Genomic DNA, 20047 nt, shown 5'->3' on the forward strand with positions numbered 1-20047 from the left:
CTGTATCAGAAATCCGCCAGGGCGCGTAGTGTCAAAGGTAGGAGATTTCGGGATTGCGCGCAGGTCCAGGGGTTGAATGTACGGGCCGTCCGCGCCAAGAGCGGCGGCCGCCAGCCGGGGCCTAAACCTTCAGGCGTAATCAGGGATTGAGGCCTTATGGCCAGCTACCATCCACCAGCAGCCCGTGAGGGGTTCCCGGAGCTTCTGCCCCAAGATTCCTTTATCCGCTGCGGCGCCCCGCTGCGCCAGGCCCCGCCAAAGGTGGTGCCAGTGGCCGCTTCAGCAAACGGAGGCCGGCCATGAACGCCGACTGGACCGGCGGCCCGGACAACCTGCTGGAAGCAGACGAACAGCGCCGGGCAGTGGCACAGCGTTTCCACCAGGGTGAGGTCCCCCTGGTCAAGCTGTGGACGTACTATTTCGGCCTCGGCGGAGATGCCGACGAGATGTCACTGGATGCGTACCTCAATGAGGCGCTGCACCTCCCGGCTGCCCAGGTGGGACTGATCACCACGGCCATGACGGAATTAAGCGCAAATGAGGACGAATGAGCGCCGACGAGGGTCCCTTCCGGGAAACTGATGGCTTGGCCGCAGCTGAACCGGAAGTTTCGCTGCAGCGGCTGGTCCTGGAAAACCCCAGCATCAAGGGCTTCCTCGGGGAACTGGCCATCCTGGCTTCGGCGCGGCTGTCCGCCCCGGGCAACACCATCCACAGCGGGGTCACCGTCCTCCGGCGCAAGAAGCCGGAGGCAGTAGCTTCCAGTGATGCTGCAGCCAAGGCCCTCGATGAGCTGCAAAACGGGTTTGGCGAGGGGCCGTGCCTCACCGCGCTCCGGCACAAGACCACGCTCCTTGTGCCGGACCTGGCCGCCGAAACCCGTTGGGGTCCCTATGTACGGACTGCGATGCAGCACGGCGTGTACTCCATCCTTGCCGTTCCCCTGGACTTGGCCGGGGACGCCGAGTCGGTGCTCAATCTGTACTCAGGCCGCAGCAACGGGTTCTCATCGCAGGACATCGCCCTTGTGGAGTCATTTGCCGGCCAGGCGGCGAGTTCGTTGCGGCTGATTTTGCGGATCACCCAGCTCAGTGATGCGAGGAATGACCTTGCAGCGGCCATGCAGTCCCGCACCGTGATCGACATGGCAGTGGGCGCCATCATGGCCGAGAACCGATGCGACCGGGACACGGCCTTCAACATCCTGACCAGGGCCTCGAGCACCAGGAACGTCAAGCTCCGCGATGTTGCCGCGATGGTCATCGCTTCCATCTCGGGGGAAGAACGCATCACCACCCACTTCGAGGAATAGAAGCTGTGGCGCGGCTCACACGTGATGAGAAACACTCGCAATAACTGTGCCGTCCGGTTGAGTCTCGCCTTTCGGCATGGGCACTATGGATGGGCAGGGCGGGAACCATCCGCCCTTGACATCCTGGTGACGCAACGAGGCCCACCGGTGAGCACAGGCCACCGACCCTCCGAGCGCGGACAGGCCACCGCCGGCAGACAACCGGCTAGACACAGGAAAGTACTGAACAATGACGTTTATCACTGCCGAATCCGTGACGCTTAAGATCTGGGACCGGGCGTCGCTCCACGAGACCCTTGATTCCGCGGTCTCCGACCTCTCTTCCCGTCACAACACCACCACGTGCCGCATTGCAGTCCACTGCAGCGGACCGAACACCTTCACGCTGAGCGTGCGCGGGGACGAGCCGGCACTGGCGCTGTAAGCAGCCCCAAACAGAGGACGCGGACGACGGCGGGACCCACCCGCCGTCGTCCGCGTCCTTTTTGCTGCCGGCGCCCAAGGGCCCCCTCGGGGCTTTGGCCCCTGTTTGGCCCGGCAGGCTGCCGATAGCGTCTGCTCATCACCAACTATCCGGCCGCGAGCACGAGGAGATTCCCATGGGCCATATCAAGGTGAGCACGCCGATCAACGCATCGGTGGACCGCGTCGTCGAGGTTGCGTCGGACCCGAAGCACTGGGCGTCGTGGTGGGTCAACCTCGGTGAGGCGGAGAAGATTGAGGGCGACGGCGGTGTGGGAACCGTCGTCGAGCACAGGTACCTCATGGCGGGTGTCCCGTTCCACGTGACCACCCGCGTGACCGGCAGGGAGCAGACTCCGAACGGTGGACAGAGACTGCGGCTGGAGTTCGATGGCCCGCTCAAGGGCTGGCAAACGTGGGACTACACCCCGGATGGAGACAACACCACCGTGGTGACCGCGGAGTTCGACTACAACGTCCCGGCCAGCGCCGTGGGGAAGTTCGCTGATGAACTGATCATTGAGCGCATGCAGGAACGGGCGCGCCAACAGACCCTCGAGAACCTCAAGCTCCTGGTTGAAGCCGGCCAAAGCTGATCGTGGCGACAGGCCCCTGCCTCGTCGAACGAAAGCGCGTACCGGCGTAGCATTCGTCAGGTACGCGCAGACGATTGGGAGGGCAGATGGACACGCAGCACCACGGCCAAAGGTTCAGTCTCAAGTCATTGGCGCTGCCCGTCGTCCAGGCCCCGATGGCCGGCGGACCCTCCACAGCCCAATTGGCGGCTGCGGTGAGCTCCGCCGGCGGGCTCGGCTTCCTTGGGGCGGGCTACAAGAGTGCCGCGGCCATGCGTGCAGAGATCGAAGCAGTCAGGTCGCTCACAACGCACCCTTTCGGTGTCAACCTCTTTGTCCCCCAGCCCTCGGTCATCAGCCCCGAAGCCCTGCAGCAGTACGCCGATTCGCTGGCGGCTGACGCTGAGCGGTTTGGTGTCAGCCTGGGAGAGCCCAAGCACGACGATGACGACTGGGACCAAAAGCTCCAAGTACTCCTGGAGCTCGCACCGGCCGTGGTCTCATTCACTTTCGATTTCCCCGAATCCAGTGTGGTGGAGGAACTCCGGAAGCGCGGGATGTACGTGATAGCCACGGTCACGGGCCGTGAAGAGGCGCTTCGGGCGCTGGCGGCAGGCGCCGACGCCTTGTGCGTGCAGGGCCCCGAGGCCGGCGGCCACCGTGGCACATTCAAGGCCGACGCGCCTCCCCCGCTGGTGCCCCTGCACGGGATTCTGGGCGAGCTGTCCGACCTTGAGGTGCCGCTCATTGCCGCCGGCGGCATCGCCACTGCGGAGCACACCCGTGCCGCACTCGCCGTCGGTGCCGCGGCGGTCCAGGCCGGCACCGCTTTCCTCTGCGCGGACGAAGCCGGAACCAAGGCCACCCACCGGGCCGCATTGACGTCGTCGCACCGTTTCACCACCACGGCCGTCACCCGGGTCTTCTCCGGCCGCAACGCCAGGGGCCTGCACAACGAGTTCATGCGCCGCCATGATGGCGACGCCCCCTACGGCTATCCCGAGATCCACCACCTCACCACTCCCCTGCGCGCCGCGGCTGCGGCGGCAGGGGAACCGGACTGGCTGAATCTGTGGGCTGGCATCAATTACCGGAACGTCGTGGAGGGCCCGGCGGCGTCAATCCTGAAGAGCCTCGCGCCGTAAGCCCTGCCGAAAGGCTTGGCCCGCCGTCGTCCGCTCTTTAAAGCACGACGGCGGGCCCGCCCCTTTTGGGAGCCGGCCCGCCATGCGTCCGTGGTGCCTTAGAGGGTGGCGGTGTCGATCACGAACCGGTACCGGACGTCCGAGGCAAGGACGCGCTCGTAGGCTTCGTTGATCTTTTCGGCCGGGATGACCTCGATCTCAGCGCCCAGGCCGTGCTCGGCGCAGAAGTTGAGCATCTCCTGGGTTTCACGGATGCCGCCGATCATGGAACCGGCGAAGGAACGCCGGCCGCCGATCAATGCGAAGGCGTTGACGGGGAGCGGCTCGGCGGGAGCGCCGACGTTCACCAGGGCGCCGTCGAGCTTCAGCAGGCCAAGGTAGGAGCTGATGTCAATGGAGGCGCTGACGGTGTTGATGATCAGGTCGAAGGAGCCGGCGAGCTCGGAGAAGGTGTTCTCGTCGCTGGTGGCGTAGTAGTGGTCAGCGCCCAGCTTCAGGCCGTCTTCCTGCTTCTTCAGGGACTGCGACAGGACCGTCACCTCGGCGCCCATGGCGTGGGCGAGCTTGACGGCCATGTGGCCCAGCCCGCCAAGGCCGACGACGGCAACGTTCTTGCCGGGGCCGGCACCCCAGTGGCGCAGGGGTGAGAACGTGGTGATGCCGGCGCACAGCAGCGGTGCGGCGACGTCGAGGTCGATGCCCTCGGGGATGGTCACGACGAAGTCCTCGGTCACCACGACGTGGGTGGAGTAGCCGCCCTGGGTGATGGTGCCATCGCGGTCAACGGCGCCGTAGGTGCCAACGTTGCCCTTGAGGCAGTACTGTTCCTCGCCCTTTTGGCAGTTGACGCACTCCCGGCAAGAGTTGACCATGCAGCCAACACCAACGCGGTCGCCTACCTTGTGCTTGGTCACCTCGGAGCCGACCTCGGTGACGATGCCGGCGATTTCGTGGCCGGGGACCAGGGGGTACTGCTGCGGGCCCCAGTCACCGCGGACGGTGTGGATGTCCGAGTGGCAGATGCCGGCGAACTTGATGTCGATCAGGACATCGTGAGGACCCACTTCGCGGCGCTCGATGGTGGTTGCCACCAGGTCCTCCGTGGCGGACGGGGATGCATAAGCCTTGACGGTAGTCATGGTTCTCCTGTGATCTGTTGGGGGACTTCTAAATGCTACCGGGGTTGTTCGGAGCAAACCCCGGAAATGGGCGGGCAAGGGTGGCCCTGTTGTGCCTGGTCTTCTGAGTCCTACCTTTGGCGGAAGTGATGGGACGCGGACTTCATTCGGACTAACTTGTCACGGGCGGAGGAGCACCTTGATGGCGCGGCGTTCATCCATGGCCTTGTACCCCTCTGCGGCCCGGTCAAGCGGGAGCTCGAGGTCGAACACCTTTCCAGGGTTGATCCCACCGCCCAGGATCAGGTCGATCAGCTCGGGCAGGTACTGCCGGACGGGAGCGGGGCCGCCGTGCAGGTGCACGAGCGAGGAGAACAGGTCCCGGCCGGGCAGCGCCACATCGTGGGATACTCCAACGAACCCCACGTGGCCTCCGGCGCGGGTGGCGTGGATGGCTTGCATCATCGATTCCTGCGTGCCCACGGCCTCGATGACGGAGTGCGCACCGAGCCCATCCGTGAACTCCTTGATCTTCTGCACGCCTGCGTCCCCCCGCTCCTCCACGATGTCGGTGGCGCCAAACTCCCGGGCCAGGGCCTGCCGGTCCGCGTGCCGGGACATGGCGATGATCCGTTCGGCACCCATCTGCTTCGCCGCGAGGACGCCCAGAAGTCCCACGGCCCCGTCGCCCACTACCGCCACGGTCTTGCCGGGTCCCGCCTCGGCTGCCTTGGCTGCAAACCATCCGGTTCCCAACACATCGGAGGCGGCCAGCAGCGACGGAACCTTCCCGGCGTCGGGCGTTCCCGGGGTGGCCACCAGGGTGCCGTCCGCCAGCGGGACGCGCAGGTACTCGGCCTGGGCGCCGCCTACGCCCTGCCGGTGGACACAGCCGCTCTGGTAGCCGGAGCGGCAGATTTCGCAGGTGTTGTCCGAGGCAAAGAAGGAGCCGACGACGAACTGGCCCGGCTGCACATTCTTCACATCCGCGCCCACCTCTTCGACGATCCCCACGTACTCGTGGCCCATGGGCCTTGGTTCGTGCAGCGTGTCGGCGCCGCGGTAGGGCCACAGGTCCGACCCGCAGACGCAGGCGGCAACAACCTTGATCACGGCATCCGTGGGCTGCTGGATGGCGGGCTTGTCCCGGTCCTCGACGCGGACGTCGCCGGGGGCGTGCATGATGGTTGCGCGCATGCTGGCTCCTCCAAAGGGTGAAAGGCTGAAAGCGGACACTCCCATCAAACCCGGCGTGGGAACCGTTTGCGAGGGCCCTGCTGAAACTGGTTCTGGCAGAACCTCCTTAGCGCCGCCGCGGGCGCCGTAACGTGTTCCATATGGATAACCGAGCCGAGGTCCGACAGTTCCTGTCCTCACGCCGTGGACGCATCACCCCGGAGCAGGCAGGCATCGAACCGTATGGTGGCCGGCGGCGGGTGCCGGGGCTGCGGCGCGAGGAGGTGGCGCGGCTGGCCGGTGTCAGCGTGGACTACTACACGCGCTTGGAACGGGGAAACCTCAGCGGTGTTTCGGACAGCGTCCTGGATGCCATTGCCGGCGCCCTGGAACTGGACCGCGCCGAGCACGACCACCTCTACGACCTTGCCCGCGCGGCCAACACATCGGGCCGCAAGCGGGCGGCGAGCGCGGGTGCCGCGTCCCCGTCAAAGGTTCGGCCGGAGCTGCAGTACCTCCTGGACGCCATCACGGACGCGCCGGCCTTCATCGGCAACAACCGGCTGGACATCGTGGCCGCCAACACCCTGGGCTACGCCCTCTATTCGGACATGTACCGCAATCCGTCCCGGCCGGCCAACCACTCCCGGTTCATCTTCCTGGATCCGCGCGCCCACAATTTCTACACGGACTGGGACCGGGCGGCTAACACCAACGTGGCCATCCTCCGCCGCGAGGCCGGCCGCAACCCGCATGACAAGGGCATCGCCGAACTGATTGGGGAGCTGTCCATGCGCAGCGACGAGTTCCGCACCCTGTGGGCCGCCCACAACGTCCGCCGCCACTACGCCGGGACCAAGTTCTTCCAGCACCCCGTGGTGGGCCTTCTTGAGCTGAACTACCAGGTCCTGGGGCTGGAAGAGGACCCCGGACATACCCTTACGGTCTACCCGGCCACACCCGGAAGCCCGTCCGCTGAGGCCCTGAAGCTCCTGGCGTCGTGGGCGGTCACTGAAAACATTGTGGAAACGGCGCAGGCAAAGGTGGGCAGCTAGGAACTTGCCCCGGCCCGCAGCCCTTGGGCTGGCACTAAGCGTCGGCGCCGGGCTCATAGCCAATGAGCCAGTGGAGCCCGTAGCGGTCGATGACCTGGCCATCAGAGGCGCCCCAGGGCTTGGCCGCAAGAGGGTCAACCACCCGGCCGCCAAGGCTGAGTTTGTTGAACCAGTCGTGGAGAACTGCAGGCTCAGCGGTACCGAGCAAGGAGAGCATTAGGCCTTCAAACCGGGCGCTCGTCCCGCCCGGAGGCGTGTCCGACCCCGCCAAGGCAACAACGCCGCTGAGTTCGCCGTGCGCTATCGCATCCGGGGCACCATCCGTCCGGCCGAACTCCGCATTTGTGTGGAGGGTAAGCTCACCACCGAAAACGGACGCATAGAATCCGAGTGCCTCACGCGCCGTGCCGGGAAAGCTGACGTAGATCTGGGGTGCGGTCATTCCGCCAGCCTACAGACACCGGGGTCCGCCCGCGGCCGGAGAGCCTCTCCCGTCGCCAAGGGCCTGCTTCCACGGCACAGCCAGTCACGTGAGCCCCGGTTGCGGTTTATGGCGCCGGGTTGCCCCGATTGTCCTCGTTGGTCCCAATTTGTCTTCCGCATGGCGCCATAAGTAGTGCCGTTTCGCCGCGTTTAGCGTCCGTTGCGTGACGCTGGCCAATGCCCGGCGGGCCGTGTTTAGGTGTTGTCACGGCACCGGCCAGGCCGCATGCAGCACCACGAAGCACCACCCACAAGCTCGCGCACCCCGCCGTTCAAGGCGGACCCACTCACCTTGCACGTCCACCCGGGCACACATCCCGGGTCTCGTCGTCGTACCCGGAATCTTTCCCGAAAGGAACACCATGTCCTTCCCGTCATCCCCGCCGCCCCGCTCCCGCCAACAAGCCCCGTCCTTCACCCGCCGCCGCGCCCTGGTGGCTCTCCTGGCGGTCCCCGGCGCCGGCTTGCTGGCTGCCTGCGGGGGAACGGCAACCGCAGGCAGCCAGCGCATCAGCCAAAGCGCCCTGGAACCATTGGCCGCCTCAGTGCCCGCGGGGACCAGCATCAAGGTGGGCGATCCCAGCATCAAGGTCGCACTGGAACTGTCCGGCCTGATCAAGGACCTTGACGGCTTCACCGTGGAGTTCGCCAACATCTCCGGCGGTCCGCAAACCACCGAAGCTTTCCGGGCCAACGCCCTGGACGTGGGCTCCGTGGCGGATATTCCGCCCATCCACGCCACCTGGACCGGATTGGACGTGCGCGTCATCGCGGCCGGCTACCGGCCGGATGCGGTGAACCACCCGATCTACGAACTCGGCGTGGCACCGGGAGCGGGCATCAGCCGGCTTGAGGACCTGCGCGGCAAAAAGGTGGCCTACAGCCCGGGCCAGGCGCAGGGTGCCCTGGTCCTGCGGATCCTGGACAAGGCCGGGCTCAAACAGGAGGACGTCAAGCTGGTGGAACTGCCCAGCACCGGGGACGCCTACGCCACCGCCTTGGCCAGCAAGCAGGTGGACGCGGCTCCGCTGGACGGCGTGCAGATCAAGCGGTACCTGGCCAAATACAGGGCCGACGGCGCCACCACTCTCCGCCATGGCCTTCGGGATGATCCCAGCCTCCTCTATTCCCCCGCCAAGGTCCTGGCCGATCCCGCGAAGGCGGCAGCCCTTGCCGCGTATGCGAAGGTGTGGGGCAAGGCGCAGCGCTGGATCGAGGACCACCCGGCCGAGTGGCTGGAGGGCTACTACGTCAAGGACCAGGGCCTGTCCCGGGAGGACGGCCAGTACCTGATCGACGCAACGGGCAAGCGCGACCTGCCCACCTCGTGGACCGACGCGATCGAACGGCATCAGGAAACCGTCGATCTCCTGTCCCGCGAGCAGAAGAAGCCACAACTGAAGGCGGCAGACCTCTATGACACCCGCTTCGAGTCCATTGCCGGCACTGCGTTTGCTTCCGCCGGAAAGGCAGGTGCGGCATGAGCGCCGTACTGGAGCGCACCACCGTGGCGCCGCACCAGGACCCGGTGCTGTCCGGGCGGGAAGACGTCCGGCCCGCGGCCAAGAAGCTGGGGCCCGGACGACGACGGCGGCTCGCCTGGGTGGGTCCGTCCGTTTTGCTGCTGCTCTGGACAGTCTTTTCCGCCACGGGGCTCCTTGACCCCAGGATCATGTCCGAACCCTGGACTGTGGTGGCCACCGCCGGTGAACTGATCGCGGACGGCAAGCTGCAGGAAAACCTGGCCATCTCCGCCCAGCGCGCCGGCCTGGGCTTGTTCTTCGGCATCCTGGTGGGCGCCGCCCTGGCGCTCCTGTCCGGGCTGAGCCGGGTGGGTGAGGCGCTCATCGACGGGCCGGTGCAGATCAAGCGCGCCATCCCGGGCCTGGCCCTGATCCCGCTGCTCATCCTCTGGTTCGGCATCGACGAAACCATGAAGGTCCTCACCATCACCCTCGGCGTCTTCGTCCCGGTCTACCTGCAGACCCACGCAGGGCTGCGCGGGATCGACCTGCGCTTCGTGGAGCTCGCCCAGACGGTGGGCCTGAGCCGGGCCGGCTTCATCCGCAAGGTGGTCCTCCCCGGCGCGCTTCCCGGGTTCTTCCTGGGCCTCCGCTTCGCGGTCACCGGCGCCTGGGTATCCCTGGTGGTGGTGGAACAGATCAATGCCACCAGCGGGATCGGCTACATGATGGAGCTCGCCCGCACCTACGGCCAAACAAACATCATCGTCCTGGGCCTGGCCGTCTACGGCATCCTTGGCCTGCTCTCCGACGGCATTGTCCGCTTCATCGAACGAAAGGCCCTTTCATGGCAGCGCACCCTGGCGGGCTGACCACCGCCTCCGCAGTTTCCGTCCGGGACCTCATCCGCGGTTTCGGCCCGAAAGGCGTTCTGAACGGGGTGGACCTGGACATCGACCCGGGCGAATTCGTGGCCCTCCTTGGCCCCAGCGGCTGCGGCAAGAGCACCCTGCTGCGCGCCCTCGCCGGGCTGGATCACGACGTCCGCGGCAGCGGCGTGATCAGCGTGCCTGAGCGCGTCTCCGTGGTCTTCCAGGACTCCCGGCTGCTGCCCTGGGACACCGTGCTGGGCAACGTCACCCTGGGTATCCGGGAGCACGACGCCGAGGCCCAGGGCCGCAAGGCCCTCGCCGAGGTGGGACTCGCCGGGCGGGAAAAGGCCTGGCCGCACCAGCTTTCCGGCGGCGAGCAGCAGCGCGTGGCGCTGGCGCGGTCCCTGGTCCGCGAACCGCAGCTGCTGCTGGCCGACGAACCCTTCGGCGCCCTTGACGCGCTGACCCGGATCAAGATGCACGGCCTGCTCCAGGACCTGGTGGCCGCACACCGGCCCGCCGTTCTGCTGGTCACCCACGATGTGGACGAGGCCATCGCGCTGGCCGACCGGATCGTGGTCCTGGACCACGGCCGCATCGCCACCGTCCGCCCGGTGTCGCCGGAAATCCGCTCTTCCGCGGACGCCGCAGGGCATGAAGCCCTCCGCCGCGACCTCCTCACCGCGCTGGGCGTCGAGCCCGCGCACACCCCTGAACCGGCCGCCGTCGGCCGCTGATAGCTGAAAAGGACTCCCATGACTTCCCATAGCCAGCCCAAAAACCGCAAACTCCACCTCAACGCCTTCCTCATGAGCACGGGCCACCATGAAGCATCGTGGCGGCTGCCGGAGAGCGACCCGCAGGCCAGCACCGACGTGGAGCACTACAAGCAGCTGGCACGTACCGCCGAGCGCGGCAAGCTGGACTCAATCTTCTTTGCCGACTCCCCCGTCCTCTTCGGCGAGGTGGGCAGGCGCCCGGCCGGCAAACTGGAACCCACGGTGTTGCTCACCGCCATCGCCGGCGCGACGGAGCGCATCGGGCTGATCGCCACTGCCTCGACCACCTACAACGAACCCTTCAACCTGGCCCGCCGCTTCGCGTCGGTGGACTGGGCCAGCAGCGGGCGGGCCGGCTGGAACGTGGTGACCACTGCTGGCCCGGACGCCGCACGCAACTTTGGCGTGGACGACCAGCCCGCCCACGCCGTCCGGTACGAGCGTGCTGCCGAATTCATCGAGGTGGCGCAGAAGCTGTGGGACAGCTGGCAGGACGACGCCGTGCTGGCGGACAAGGCGGAGGGCGTGTGGGGCGACGGGGAAAAAATCCGCACCATCGACCACCAAGGCAAACACTTCAAGGTCCGCGGCCCGCTCAACGTTCCGCGTTCCCCACAGGGACACCCGCTGATCGTGCAGGCGGGATCGTCGGAAGACGGCAAGGACCTGGCCGCGAAGTACGCCGACGCCGTCTTCACCGCCCACCAGACCCTCGCGGACGCGCAGGAGTTCTACCGCGACCTGAAGGCCCGCACCGCTTCCGCCGGGCGGGACCCGGAAACCATCAAGATCCTCCCGGGAATTGTGCCGGTCATCGGCGCCACCGTGGAAGAGGCACTGGAGCTCGAGCGGGAGTTGGACCGCCTGATTAAACCCGAGTACGCGCGGACCCAGCTTGCCAGGACTCTTCGCCTGGACCCCGAGGACCTGCCGTTGGACCGCCAGCTGCCGGAAGACCTGCCCAGCGAGGACGAGATAGAAGGAGCCAAGAGCCGCTATACGCTCATCGTGCAGCTGGCCCGCCGCGAGCAGCTCACTGTCCGCCAGTTGATCGGCCGGCTGGGCGGCGGCCGCGGGCACCGGACCTTCACGGGGACCCCCGTGCAGGTGGCGGACGCCATCCAGGAATGGTTCGACGGCGGCGCGGCGGACGGCTTCAACATCATGCCGCCGGTGCTCCCGTCCGGCTTGGAAACCTTCGTGGACCAGGTGGTGCCCATCCTGCAGGAGCGAGGCCTGTTCCGGACCGGGTACGCCGGAAAAACGCTGCGGGAGCACTACGGTTTGGCCCGGCCGGAAAACCAGTACGAGGGTGCGGCGGTGCCGGAGTTGGCGTCCATTGGGTTGGCGTTCTGATGGGCCGGCAGCTGAAGCTCAACCTCTTCATCTACCCGGGCGGCCACCACGAGGCCGCGTGGCGGCACCCGAAGTCGCAGACGGACCGGCTGCTGGACATCGGTTTTTACCAGGAGCTGGCGCAGCGGGCGGAGGCCGCCAAGCTGGATGCAGTGTTCTACGCGGACGGGCCGGCACTGGAAAGCAACGTGCAGTACGCCACCCGGTTCCGGATCGAACCCTTCACGTGGCTGTCCGCCGTCGCGGTGGCCACTGAGCGAATCGGCTTGATTGGCACGGCCAGCACCACCTACCTGGAGCCTTACAACGCCGCCCGGCTGTTCGCCTCACTGGACCACCTCAGCAAGGGCCGCGCAGGCTGGAACATCGTGACCACCGGCGCGGAGCGTGCGGCGCAGAACTTCGGACTGGATGAACACCCCCCCGCACGCTGAACGCTACTCCCGGCCGACGAGTTCGTCCGCGTGGTTGGCAAGTTGTGGGACAGCTGGGAGGACGGCGCCGTGGTGGCCGACGCCGGCAGCGGACTTTTCGCCGACCCGTCCCTGATCCACAAAATCGGCCATGAGGGCAAGTACTTCCGGGTGGCGGGTCCGCTCAACACCCCGCGGTCCCCGCAGGGCCGTCCGGTCTTCGTCCAGGCCGGGTCCTCTGCGGACGGGAAGGCCTTCGCGGCCGAACACGCCGAAGCCGTGTTCACCGCGCACCAGTCCCTGGCCTCTTTTACTCCGACATCAAGGAGCAGGCGGCGGCGTTCGGCCGCGACCCAGGCCACCTCCTGGTGCTCCCCGGAATCAGCCCCTACCTGGGCTCCACGGAGGCCGAAGCCCGGGCGTTGAAGCAGGAGTTCGATGAACTGACCCAGCCGGAGTACGGGCTGGGCATCCTGCGGAAGCTGCTGGGCATCGACCTGGACGGCGTGCCGCTGGACGGGCAATTCCCGCCGGATCTGCTGGCCGCGGCCGGCAACGCAGGCAGCCGCAGCCAGCTGGTGCTGGACATCATCCGCCGCGAAAACCCCACGGTCCGCCAGGTGCTGCAGCGGTTCGCCGGCGCCCGCGGGCATTATGTATTCGCCGGAACCCCCGTGCAGGTGGCGGACGAGATCCAGCGCTGGTTCGGGGGCGGCGCCGCGGACGGATTCAACATCATGCCGCCGTGGCTGCCCGGGGGCTTTGAGGCGTTCGCTGATGAGGTGGTTCCCATCCTCCAGGCCCGCGGATTGTTCCGCACCGAGTACACGGGCCGGACTTTGCGGGAGCACTTCGGCCTCGACCGGCCCAACAGCCAGTATGCGAAGAAGGCAGACAGGGACGGGGCTGCGGTGCATTGATTTTCCTGACACAGCGGCGTGTGAGTACAAGAGGCTCCACGCGGGTAGTCCCTAGACTGACAGATGGACGTTTAGCAGGACTATACGAAGGAGCGGGCGCATGGCCAATGTAGTTGTTGTAGGTGTGGATGCCAGCCAGTCGGCACGGAAGGCTGCGGAGGTGGCGCTGGACCTCGCCCAGTCGCTGGGAGCGTCACTGCACGTGGTGACTGGTTTTGAAATTGAAAACGCGGAGACCTTTGGCGTGGGATCGGACAAGGTCCGGATCTCCAACGCCGACAGCTCGGAGATGGTGGCCAAGTCCCTGGCCGCATCGCATCCGGGAGTGGAAATCACGCACTTCGCAGCACGCGGCAAGCCGGCCGATTCCCTCATCAAGGAAGCCGTCCGCCTGGATGCCCGCGTGATCGTGGTGGGCAACCGGAGGATGCGCGGCATCGGCCGGCTCCTGGGCAGTGTGGCCAACAGCGTGGCGCACAACGCCCCGTGCGATGTCTACATCGCGAACACCTACGAGGACTGACCTACCGCGCAGCAAAGGTGGGCGGACGACGGCGGGACCTCCCGCCGTCGTCCGCCCGCTTTCTTCGGCGAAAGGGTCAGGCGCCGTACTCCTCGTCGGTAACGTGGTGGAGCCACGTGACCACCTGCCCATTCGCATCGGCCTCCTGCATGGCGACGTGTGCCATGAACCGCTCCGGGGTGGCCCCGTGCCAGTGCTCCTCGCCCGGCTCGATGTAGACCACATCGCCGGGACGAATCTCCTGGATTTCGCCGCCGCGCCGGGCCACGAGCCCAACCCCGTCGGTCACGTAGAGGGTCTGGCCCTTGGGATGGTGGTGCCAGGCGGTGCGGGCACCGGGGGCGAACCGCACATGCGCGCAGCCGATGGCCGACTGCTCGTCAGGGTTCCGGATGCCGTCGATCTGCACGGTTCCGGTGAACCATTCCGCCGGTCCGGCGCCGGTCTGGCCGCCGCTTTTGGTGTACTTCATGTTCTCCTCCTGTTAGTGGGGGTTGCTGGACAGTGTGTTGGATGTCCCGGCAGTTCGGTCTGTAACGCGGGACGTCAGGAACGCCAGGACGGTCGCCGCCGCAAGGATTGCGGCAGCGGCCAGGAAGGTGCCGCGGTAGCCGGCGGAATCGAACAGGACTCCGCCCAGAGTTGAACCGAGGGCGATCGAGGTCTGGATGACGGCCACCATCAATCCGCCACCGGCCTCGGCGTTGTGCGGCATGGCCTTGGCGATCCAGCTCCACCACCCCACCGGCGCGGAGGTGGACATCAGGCCCCAAAGTCCCAGGAGAACCACGACGGCGGCGAGCCAGTCACCGGTAGGAACGAGGGCGGCGGCGATGATCGCCATGAGCACCGGGATGGCAACCAGCGTCCGGTACAGCCGCTTCCCCAAATAACGGCCGATCAGCAGGGTACCCGCAAATCCCGCGGCACCAATCACCAGGAGAACCAGGGATACCGTGGCCGCGTCGACGCGGGTCACCGTCTCCAGGAACGGGCGGATGTAGGTGAACAGGACGAACTGCCCCATGAAGAAGGACCCGCAGGCGGCCATCCCCCAGGCGACGGGTTTGCTCTTGAGCTCCCGGAAAACCGCGAAGATGCCCCCGGTTCCCGCAGGACGTGTCCCGCCCGGCATGGATGGAAGGCTGATCCACTGCCAGACGAGTGCCAGCAGCGCCACGGGGACCAGGCAAAAGAATGCCCCGCGCCAGCCGATAATGGAGCCCAAATAGCTGCCCAGCGGTGCGGCCAGGACTGTGGCGAGGGCATTGCCGCCATTGAAGACCGCCAGGGCCCGGGGCACCTTGGAGGCAGGCACCAGCCGCATCGCAGTGGCCGCGGACATGGACCAAAACCCGCCAATCACCACGCCAATGAGGGCGCGGCCCACCATGAAGAGCAGGTATCCCGGAGCCAACGCAACGAGGGCACCGGAGAGGGCCATGAGCCCGGTCAGTCCCAGCAGCAGGGTCTTCCGGTTTATGCTGCCGGCCAGCGTGGCCACCGAAAGGCTGGTCAGGACTGCAAACAGGCCGGAGATCGCAATGCCCTGCCCCACCATCCCTTCGGAGACCTGGAGCTCGGCGGCCATTGGCGTCAGCAGGCTTACAGGCATGAACTCGGAGGCGATCAGCGCGAAGACGCACAGCGACATCGCATACACGCCGCCCCAGTGCGCAGGGTGCTGCCCGTCGGGTTTTTGGGGCGCACTGATATTTGTGACTGTTGCTTCGGGGGCCATGGTTTCCATCAAACCGCGCTGCCGAAGTCGTAGCGAGGGCCCTGCTGAAACGGGTTTTGGCAGACCCTCCTTAGGGGAGCACGGCCGTTGACGGAGCTTCCCGCCGCGGTATGTTGTCTGTTTCCGGCGGCTGTGGTTTGTAGACCCAGGCGACCAGCACTACGGAGATGATCATCAGCAGGAACCAGGCCACCAGTTTCTCCAGGCCGACGGGGTGCCATTCGTCCACCTGGCTGGGGTAGAGCCAGGCGCCGGACCACGTGGCGATGTTTTCTGCGAGCCAGATGAACAATGCCACCAGCAGGAACGCGACCACCAGAGGCATCCGGAACTCCCGGCGGAATACCCGGAAGTGCATTACGCACCGGCCAAACACCACCGTGACGGCGGCGAGCAGCACCCAGCGCAGGTCCCAGATGTAGTGGTGGGTGAAGAAGTTGGCGTAAATGGCGGAGGCCAGGATGGCCGTGATCCAGCGGCGGGGATAGCCCGCGAACCTGAGGTCGAAGAGCCGGTAGACGCGGACCATGTACGAGCCAACGGCCGCGTACATGAACCCGCTGAAGAGCGGCACGGCACCTATGCGCAGGACGCGTTCGGCCTCGTAGGACCAGGAACCCATATCGGTCTTGAACAGCTCCATCACGGTCCCCACCAGATGGAACAGGACGATCACCCGCAGCTCGCGCAGGGTTTCCAGCCTGAACGCCACCATCAGGATCTGGATAACGACGGCGGCGACGGTCAGGAAATCATTGCGCGCCAGGCCGGCGTGGTCCGGGTACCAGAGCCTGGCCGCCATGAGCACCGCCAGCAGCGCGGCGCCGAAGATGCAGGCCCAGCCCTGTTTGAGGGCGAAGACAACGAACTCAGTCAGCTTCGCTTTGGCACCACCGGCGGGGGCCGCGGCCAGGAAGCGGCGGGCCCGTTCGTCGATCCGCTGCTCAACTGGAGTTGAATTACGCACTGATCCCCTGGTGCCGGCTTGGCTGGCGGTTCCTGCGCAGATCTTTTTCGAGCTCTGCCAGGCAGTAGTCCTTGAACCAGTGCCTGATGCCGCGCGGAAGCCTGGGGTAGGCCACGGCAATAACGCGCCAGGACCGGTCGTACCTGCGCTGGTGGCGATCGCTCCATTCCAGGCCAAAGTCCTGCCGTAGCTGGGCGGGAAGGAGCCCGGCCGTGAGGAACCGGGCCGGTGGCATGATGGCGCGGTACCAAAGGGCCGTACGCCTGGGAAACAGCAGGCCCCGTCCAACGCGGACGCCCTCTTCCTCGGCGCGGAGGGCAGACACTTGCTCCTCCCAGTAGTGGCGGAAGGCCGCCCTGTCTTTTGGCCACATCCCCGGCGGAAGCTGAAGGGCGGTACCGATCCGCGCATAGTCCTGGTACATCGCATCGGCGGTCTCGTCGTCGAGCGGGCCGTGAATCTTCTCGATGATGGTGAGCGCTGTGTCGTAAAGAGTTGCTGCCACCCACAGCTGCAGTGCCGGATCGAAGGCGTTGTAGCCGGCGGACGATTCGTCGGCACCGCGGCGGACGGGTACATGGGCCCGGTTCACCCTGCGCCGGACTTCCCTCACCTGCTCATCGTTTCCGTAGGTGATGGCGTAGACATACGTGAGCGTGCCCTTGAGCCGGTTAACCGGGCGTTGCGTGAAGGTACTGTGTGCCGCGACGCCGCGGCCGATGGCAGGGTTGGCAAGCTGCAGCAGGATGGCGCGTCCCGCCCCGGCGAGCATTATGCCTTCTGCCCGGTAATCGGCAACTCCCTGCACCATGGGAAAAGAGTACCGGAGGGGTATGACAGCGGATGGGCCCTTCGGCCCGTTGTGGTAGCTAGCCCGTGCCGGTAGCTGGGTCACTTGGCAACAGGCCGCAGCGAGATGATCATCTTCCTGATGTCCGCGTACTCGGCCGTATCCCGGTACTTCCTTGCCTGCTCCAGATAAGGCAGCGACGGGTCCCCCGGCGTTGCGTTGTTGGCCGGGTCGTAAAACGCGCCGAACATGGCACTGTTCGGCGGCCATGTGAAGAACTGGAAGATGGGGCAGGCGTCGGGGCCGCCTGGCATGGGGCCCGACGTGATGCCGTAGCCGGCCGCCGGGGTGTAGGGCGGACCGGGGATGGCAGCGTTGCCCCTCGTCTCGAAAATGAAGTGTGGCACCGCTCCGCCCTGGGCCAGTACGGGGAGGTCTGCGCTGTCCAGGACCTCATAGGGGAACCTCTCGGTGCACGTGGATCCCGTGGCCATGTTGGTCCGCAGCGTCGCCATTACCTTGCCGGCCTGGTTCCGCACCTCCGCAAACGCCCCGCCGCCTTCGGCCAGTTCCCCCGCGGGATCCTTGACGGTCCAGGCGGCGGGGAGGTCGAACGCCATGGTGCCATCCGCCGTCGTAAACGTGGTCCATCTTTCCCCGGCGTTGCCGGGCGCTGTCGGAGCCTGCGCAGGGGGAACGTTCGACGGCGTTGGCGCCGCCGGCGCGCTCGGCGCCATTGCGGAGGTACTGGCAGGGCCGGAAGCTGAAGCGGTGGGCTGTGGGCTTCCCATTTGCGGCGCACACGCGGCAAGGAAGAGGGCTACGGGTACAAGGGCTGCCACGAACCTGCGCACCACACCCTCCTTGGGCCTGACGTTGACCCCTTAAGTGTGGCGCGGTTCCCCCGGGCGGAGGAGGGCCGGAGGACCTGCCCTCCCCCGCCCGGGGAACGGAGTCACTGCTCCAGCAGCGACACGTCCCGGACAGCCCCCTTGTCCGCGGACGTGGCCATCGCGGCGTACGCACGCAGCGCGGCAGACACCTGGCGGTCCCGGTCCTTGGGCTTGTAGCCGCCGTTGATCAGCAGCTTCTCGCGGCGTTCGGCAAGGAGCTCATCGGAGACCTCCAACTGCAGGGAGCGCTCGCTGATGTTGATGCTGATGATGTCGCCGTCCTCCACCAGGGCGATGGCGCCGCCGGAGGCAGCTTCCGGGGAGATGTGCCCGATGGACAGGCCGGAGGTACCGCCGGAGAAGCGGCCGTCCGTGATGAGGGCGCACTTCTTGCCCAGGCCGCGGCCCTTGAGGAACGACGTCGGGTACAGCATTTCCTGCATGCCCGGTCCGCCCTTGGGGCCCTCGTAGCGGATGACCACCACGTCGCCTTCCTTAATGGACTTGTTCAGGATCTTTTCCACGGCCTCGTCCTGGGACTCGCACACCACGGCCGGGCCCGAGAACGTCCAGATGGACTCATCCACGCCTGCGGTCTTCACCACGGCGCCGTCGACGGCCACGTTGCCGCGGAGCACGGCCAGGCCGCCGTCCTTGGAGTAGGCGTGTTCCACGGAGCGGATGCAGCCTCCTGCGGCGTCCGTGTCCAGGGAGGTCCATTCGTTCGACTGGGAGAAAGCGGTGGAGGAGCGGACCCCGCCGGGGGCCGCGTGCCAGAGGGCCTTGGCTTCCTCCGTGGCCTTGCCGCCGCGGACGTCCCAGTCATCCAGCCAGCCGTCGAGGTCGGCGGAGTGCACGGAGTGGACGTCCTTGTGCAGGAGCCCGCCGCGGTTCAGCTCGCCGAGCAGCGCAGGGATGCCGCCGGCGCGGTGCACATCCTCCATGTAGTAGGTCTTGTCCTTGGCAACGTTCGGCGCCACCTTTGCCAGGCAAGGGACCTGGCGGGACTTGGCGTCCATCTCGGCCAGTCCATAGTTCACACCAGCCTCCTGGGCTGCGGCCAGCAGGTGCAGGATGGTGTTGGTGGAGCCGCCCATGGAGATGTCCAGGGCCATGGCGTTGTCGAACGCCTTGGCCGTGGCGATGGAGCGCGGCAGCACGGAGTCGTCGTCGCCGTCGTAATAGCGCTTCACCAGGTCGACGACGGTGGCGCCTGCCTTCTCGTACAGCGCCTTGCGGGCGGTGTGGGTGGCCAGCACGGAGCCGTTGCCGGGCAGGGACAGGCCGATGGCCTCGGTGAGGCAGTTCATCGAGTTGGCGGTGAACATGCCGGAGCAGGATCCACAGGTGGGGCAGGCGTTCTCTTCGATGAGGTTGATGTCGGCGTCGGAGATGGACTCGTCCACGGCGTCGGCGATCGCGTTCACCAGGTCCAGGGAGCGCACGAAGCCGTCGGTCAGGGTCACGCGGCCGGCTTCCATGGGGCCGCCGGAGACAAACACCACGGGAATGTTCAGGCGCAGCGCGGCCATGAGCATGCCGGGAGTGATCTTGTCGCAGTTGGAGATGCAGACCAGGGCGTCGGCGCAGTGGGCGTTGACCATGTATTCCACGGAGTCGGCGATCAGGTCGCGGGACGGCAGCGAGTAGAGCATGCCGGAGTGGCCCATGGCGATGCCGTCGTCCACGGCAATGGTGTTGAACTCCCGCGGCACGGCGCCGGCGGCGAGGATCGCGTCGGAGACGATCCTTCCCACGGGGGCGAGGTGGGTGTGGCCGGGGACGAATTCGGTGAAGCTGTTGGCCACGGCAATGATCGGCTTGCCGATATCCGAGTTGGCGACGCCGGACGCGCGCAGCAGTGCGCGGGCGCCGGCCATGTTGCGGCCGTGGGTGACTGTTTTAGAGCGGAGTGCAGGCATGTGTACCATCCTGTCCGGTCCCTCCGCTTCCGGGAAGACAGCGTTACTCCTAGTAGTGGGAGTACCAGAGTAATAGTATTTA

At 66.6% G+C, this 20047-nt stretch carries 21 protein-coding genes and 1 pseudogene; 13 read left to right on the plus strand and 9 right to left on the minus strand.

Annotation, left to right across the window (positions count from 1 at the left end; all coding sequences use genetic code 11):
- Positions 1-299: 299 nt before the first annotated feature.
- The 5 genes from LFT44_RS17450 to LFT44_RS17470 all read left to right on the plus strand — a co-directional run bounded on the left by LFT44_RS17450 (position 300) and on the right by LFT44_RS17470 (position 3494).
- Positions 300-551, plus strand: coding sequence for a hypothetical protein (locus LFT44_RS17450; protein WP_236799672.1), 252 nt, complete (start codon positions 300-302; stop codon positions 549-551).
- Positions 548-1312 carry a GAF and ANTAR domain-containing protein gene (locus LFT44_RS17455; RefSeq protein WP_236799673.1) on the plus strand — a complete coding sequence of 255 codons (765 nt, stop codon included), beginning with the start codon at positions 548-550 and terminating at the stop codon, positions 1310-1312. The genes LFT44_RS17450 and LFT44_RS17455 overlap by 4 nt, the downstream gene beginning before the upstream one ends.
- A 229-nt stretch (positions 1313-1541) precedes the next feature.
- The gene (locus LFT44_RS17460; protein WP_236799674.1) at positions 1542-1736 is read left to right on the plus strand and encodes a hypothetical protein; all 195 of its coding nucleotides are present in this window, start codon (positions 1542-1544) and stop codon (positions 1734-1736) included.
- Positions 1737-1911: 175 nt separating this feature from the next.
- The gene (locus LFT44_RS17465; protein ID WP_236799675.1) at positions 1912-2370 is read left to right on the plus strand and encodes an SRPBCC family protein; all 459 of its coding nucleotides are present in this window, start codon (positions 1912-1914) and stop codon (positions 2368-2370) included.
- Positions 2371-2456: 86 nt separating this feature from the next.
- Entirely contained in the window at positions 2457-3494 is a 1038-nt protein-coding gene (locus tag LFT44_RS17470; protein ID WP_236799676.1) for a nitronate monooxygenase, read from the plus strand.
- Between the two features lie 98 nt (positions 3495-3592).
- Here the strand turns inward: LFT44_RS17470 and LFT44_RS17475 are convergent, their stop codons facing one another.
- Entirely contained in the window at positions 3593-4633 is a 1041-nt protein-coding gene (locus LFT44_RS17475; RefSeq protein ID WP_236799677.1) for an NAD(P)-dependent alcohol dehydrogenase, read from the minus strand.
- Between the two features lie 159 nt (positions 4634-4792).
- Complete coding sequence (locus LFT44_RS17480) at positions 4793-5809, minus strand: zinc-dependent alcohol dehydrogenase family protein (protein WP_236799678.1); 1017 nt, start codon at positions 5807-5809, stop codon at positions 4793-4795.
- Between the two features lie 140 nt (positions 5810-5949).
- Here LFT44_RS17480 and LFT44_RS17485 point away from each other — a divergent pair, with 140 nt between their 5' ends.
- Positions 5950-6843: a helix-turn-helix transcriptional regulator gene (locus tag LFT44_RS17485; protein WP_236799679.1), complete on the plus strand. Its 894-nt coding sequence runs from the start codon at positions 5950-5952 to the stop codon at positions 6841-6843.
- A gap of 34 nt (positions 6844-6877) precedes the next feature.
- Here LFT44_RS17485 and LFT44_RS17490 read toward each other — a convergent pair whose 3' ends face one another.
- Positions 6878-7285 (minus strand): VOC family protein, encoded by a 408-nt coding sequence (locus LFT44_RS17490; RefSeq protein ID WP_236799680.1) that lies wholly within the window; start codon positions 7283-7285, stop codon positions 6878-6880.
- Positions 7286-7688: 403 nt separating this feature from the next.
- On the opposite strand from LFT44_RS17490, the gene LFT44_RS17495 reads away from it, so the two are divergent.
- The 7 genes and pseudogenes from LFT44_RS17495 to LFT44_RS17520 all read left to right on the plus strand — a co-directional run bounded on the left by LFT44_RS17495 (position 7689) and on the right by LFT44_RS17520 (position 13652).
- Positions 7689-8810 (plus strand): ABC transporter substrate-binding protein, encoded by a 1122-nt coding sequence (locus LFT44_RS17495; RefSeq protein ID WP_236799681.1) that lies wholly within the window; start codon positions 7689-7691, stop codon positions 8808-8810.
- Positions 8807-9661: an ABC transporter permease gene (locus tag LFT44_RS17500; RefSeq protein WP_236799682.1), complete on the plus strand. Its 855-nt coding sequence runs from the start codon at positions 8807-8809 to the stop codon at positions 9659-9661. Before LFT44_RS17495 ends, LFT44_RS17500 begins: the two co-directional genes overlap by 4 nt.
- Positions 9637-10398 carry an ABC transporter ATP-binding protein gene (locus LFT44_RS17505; protein WP_236799683.1) on the plus strand — a complete coding sequence of 254 codons (762 nt, stop codon included), beginning with the start codon at positions 9637-9639 and terminating at the stop codon, positions 10396-10398. Before LFT44_RS17500 ends, LFT44_RS17505 begins: the two co-directional genes overlap by 25 nt.
- Before the next feature lie 18 nt (positions 10399-10416).
- Positions 10417-11796, plus strand: a complete 1380-nt coding sequence (locus tag LFT44_RS17510; RefSeq protein WP_236799684.1) for an LLM class flavin-dependent oxidoreductase — start codon at positions 10417-10419, stop codon at positions 11794-11796.
- A pseudogene (locus LFT44_RS22095) lies at positions 11796-12635 on the plus strand (NtaA/DmoA family FMN-dependent monooxygenase). The gene LFT44_RS17510 and the pseudogene LFT44_RS22095 overlap by 1 nt, the downstream one beginning before the upstream one ends.
- Positions 12578-13129: a hypothetical protein gene (locus LFT44_RS22100; protein ID WP_336885627.1), complete on the plus strand. Its 552-nt coding sequence runs from the start codon at positions 12578-12580 to the stop codon at positions 13127-13129. Before LFT44_RS22095 ends, LFT44_RS22100 begins: the two are co-directional and overlap by 58 nt.
- Before the next feature lie 100 nt (positions 13130-13229).
- Complete coding sequence (locus tag LFT44_RS17520) at positions 13230-13652, plus strand: universal stress protein (protein ID WP_236799685.1); 423 nt, start codon at positions 13230-13232, stop codon at positions 13650-13652.
- 76 nt (positions 13653-13728) lie between these two features.
- On the opposite strand, the gene LFT44_RS17525 is transcribed toward LFT44_RS17520, so the two are convergent.
- From LFT44_RS17525 to ilvD, 6 genes are all read right to left on the minus strand, one after another.
- Positions 13729-14124 (minus strand): (R)-mandelonitrile lyase, encoded by a 396-nt coding sequence (locus tag LFT44_RS17525; RefSeq protein ID WP_236799686.1) that lies wholly within the window; start codon positions 14122-14124, stop codon positions 13729-13731.
- 12 nt (positions 14125-14136) lie between these two features.
- The gene (locus LFT44_RS17530) at positions 14137-15402 is read right to left on the minus strand and encodes an MFS transporter (RefSeq protein ID WP_236799687.1); all 1266 of its coding nucleotides are present in this window, start codon (positions 15400-15402) and stop codon (positions 14137-14139) included.
- Positions 15403-15463: 61 nt separating this feature from the next.
- The gene (locus LFT44_RS17535; RefSeq protein WP_236799688.1) at positions 15464-16360 is read right to left on the minus strand and encodes a DUF817 domain-containing protein; all 897 of its coding nucleotides are present in this window, start codon (positions 16358-16360) and stop codon (positions 15464-15466) included.
- Positions 16353-17171 carry an oxygenase MpaB family protein gene (locus tag LFT44_RS17540; RefSeq protein ID WP_236799689.1) on the minus strand — a complete coding sequence of 273 codons (819 nt, stop codon included), beginning with the start codon at positions 17169-17171 and terminating at the stop codon, positions 16353-16355. The genes LFT44_RS17535 and LFT44_RS17540 overlap by 8 nt, the downstream gene beginning before the upstream one ends.
- A gap of 80 nt (positions 17172-17251) precedes the next feature.
- Positions 17252-17770 carry a hypothetical protein gene (locus LFT44_RS17545; RefSeq protein WP_236799690.1) on the minus strand — a complete coding sequence of 173 codons (519 nt, stop codon included), beginning with the start codon at positions 17768-17770 and terminating at the stop codon, positions 17252-17254.
- Positions 17771-18105: 335 nt separating this feature from the next.
- Positions 18106-19965 (minus strand): dihydroxy-acid dehydratase, encoded by a 1860-nt coding sequence (gene ilvD / locus LFT44_RS17550; protein WP_236799691.1) that lies wholly within the window; start codon positions 19963-19965, stop codon positions 18106-18108.
- Positions 19966-20047 lie beyond the last annotated feature (82 nt).

Origin of the sequence: Arthrobacter sp. FW306-05-C (assembly GCF_021801725.1) — a bacterium.
In the GTDB taxonomy this organism is placed as follows: domain Bacteria; phylum Actinomycetota; class Actinomycetes; order Actinomycetales; family Micrococcaceae; genus Arthrobacter.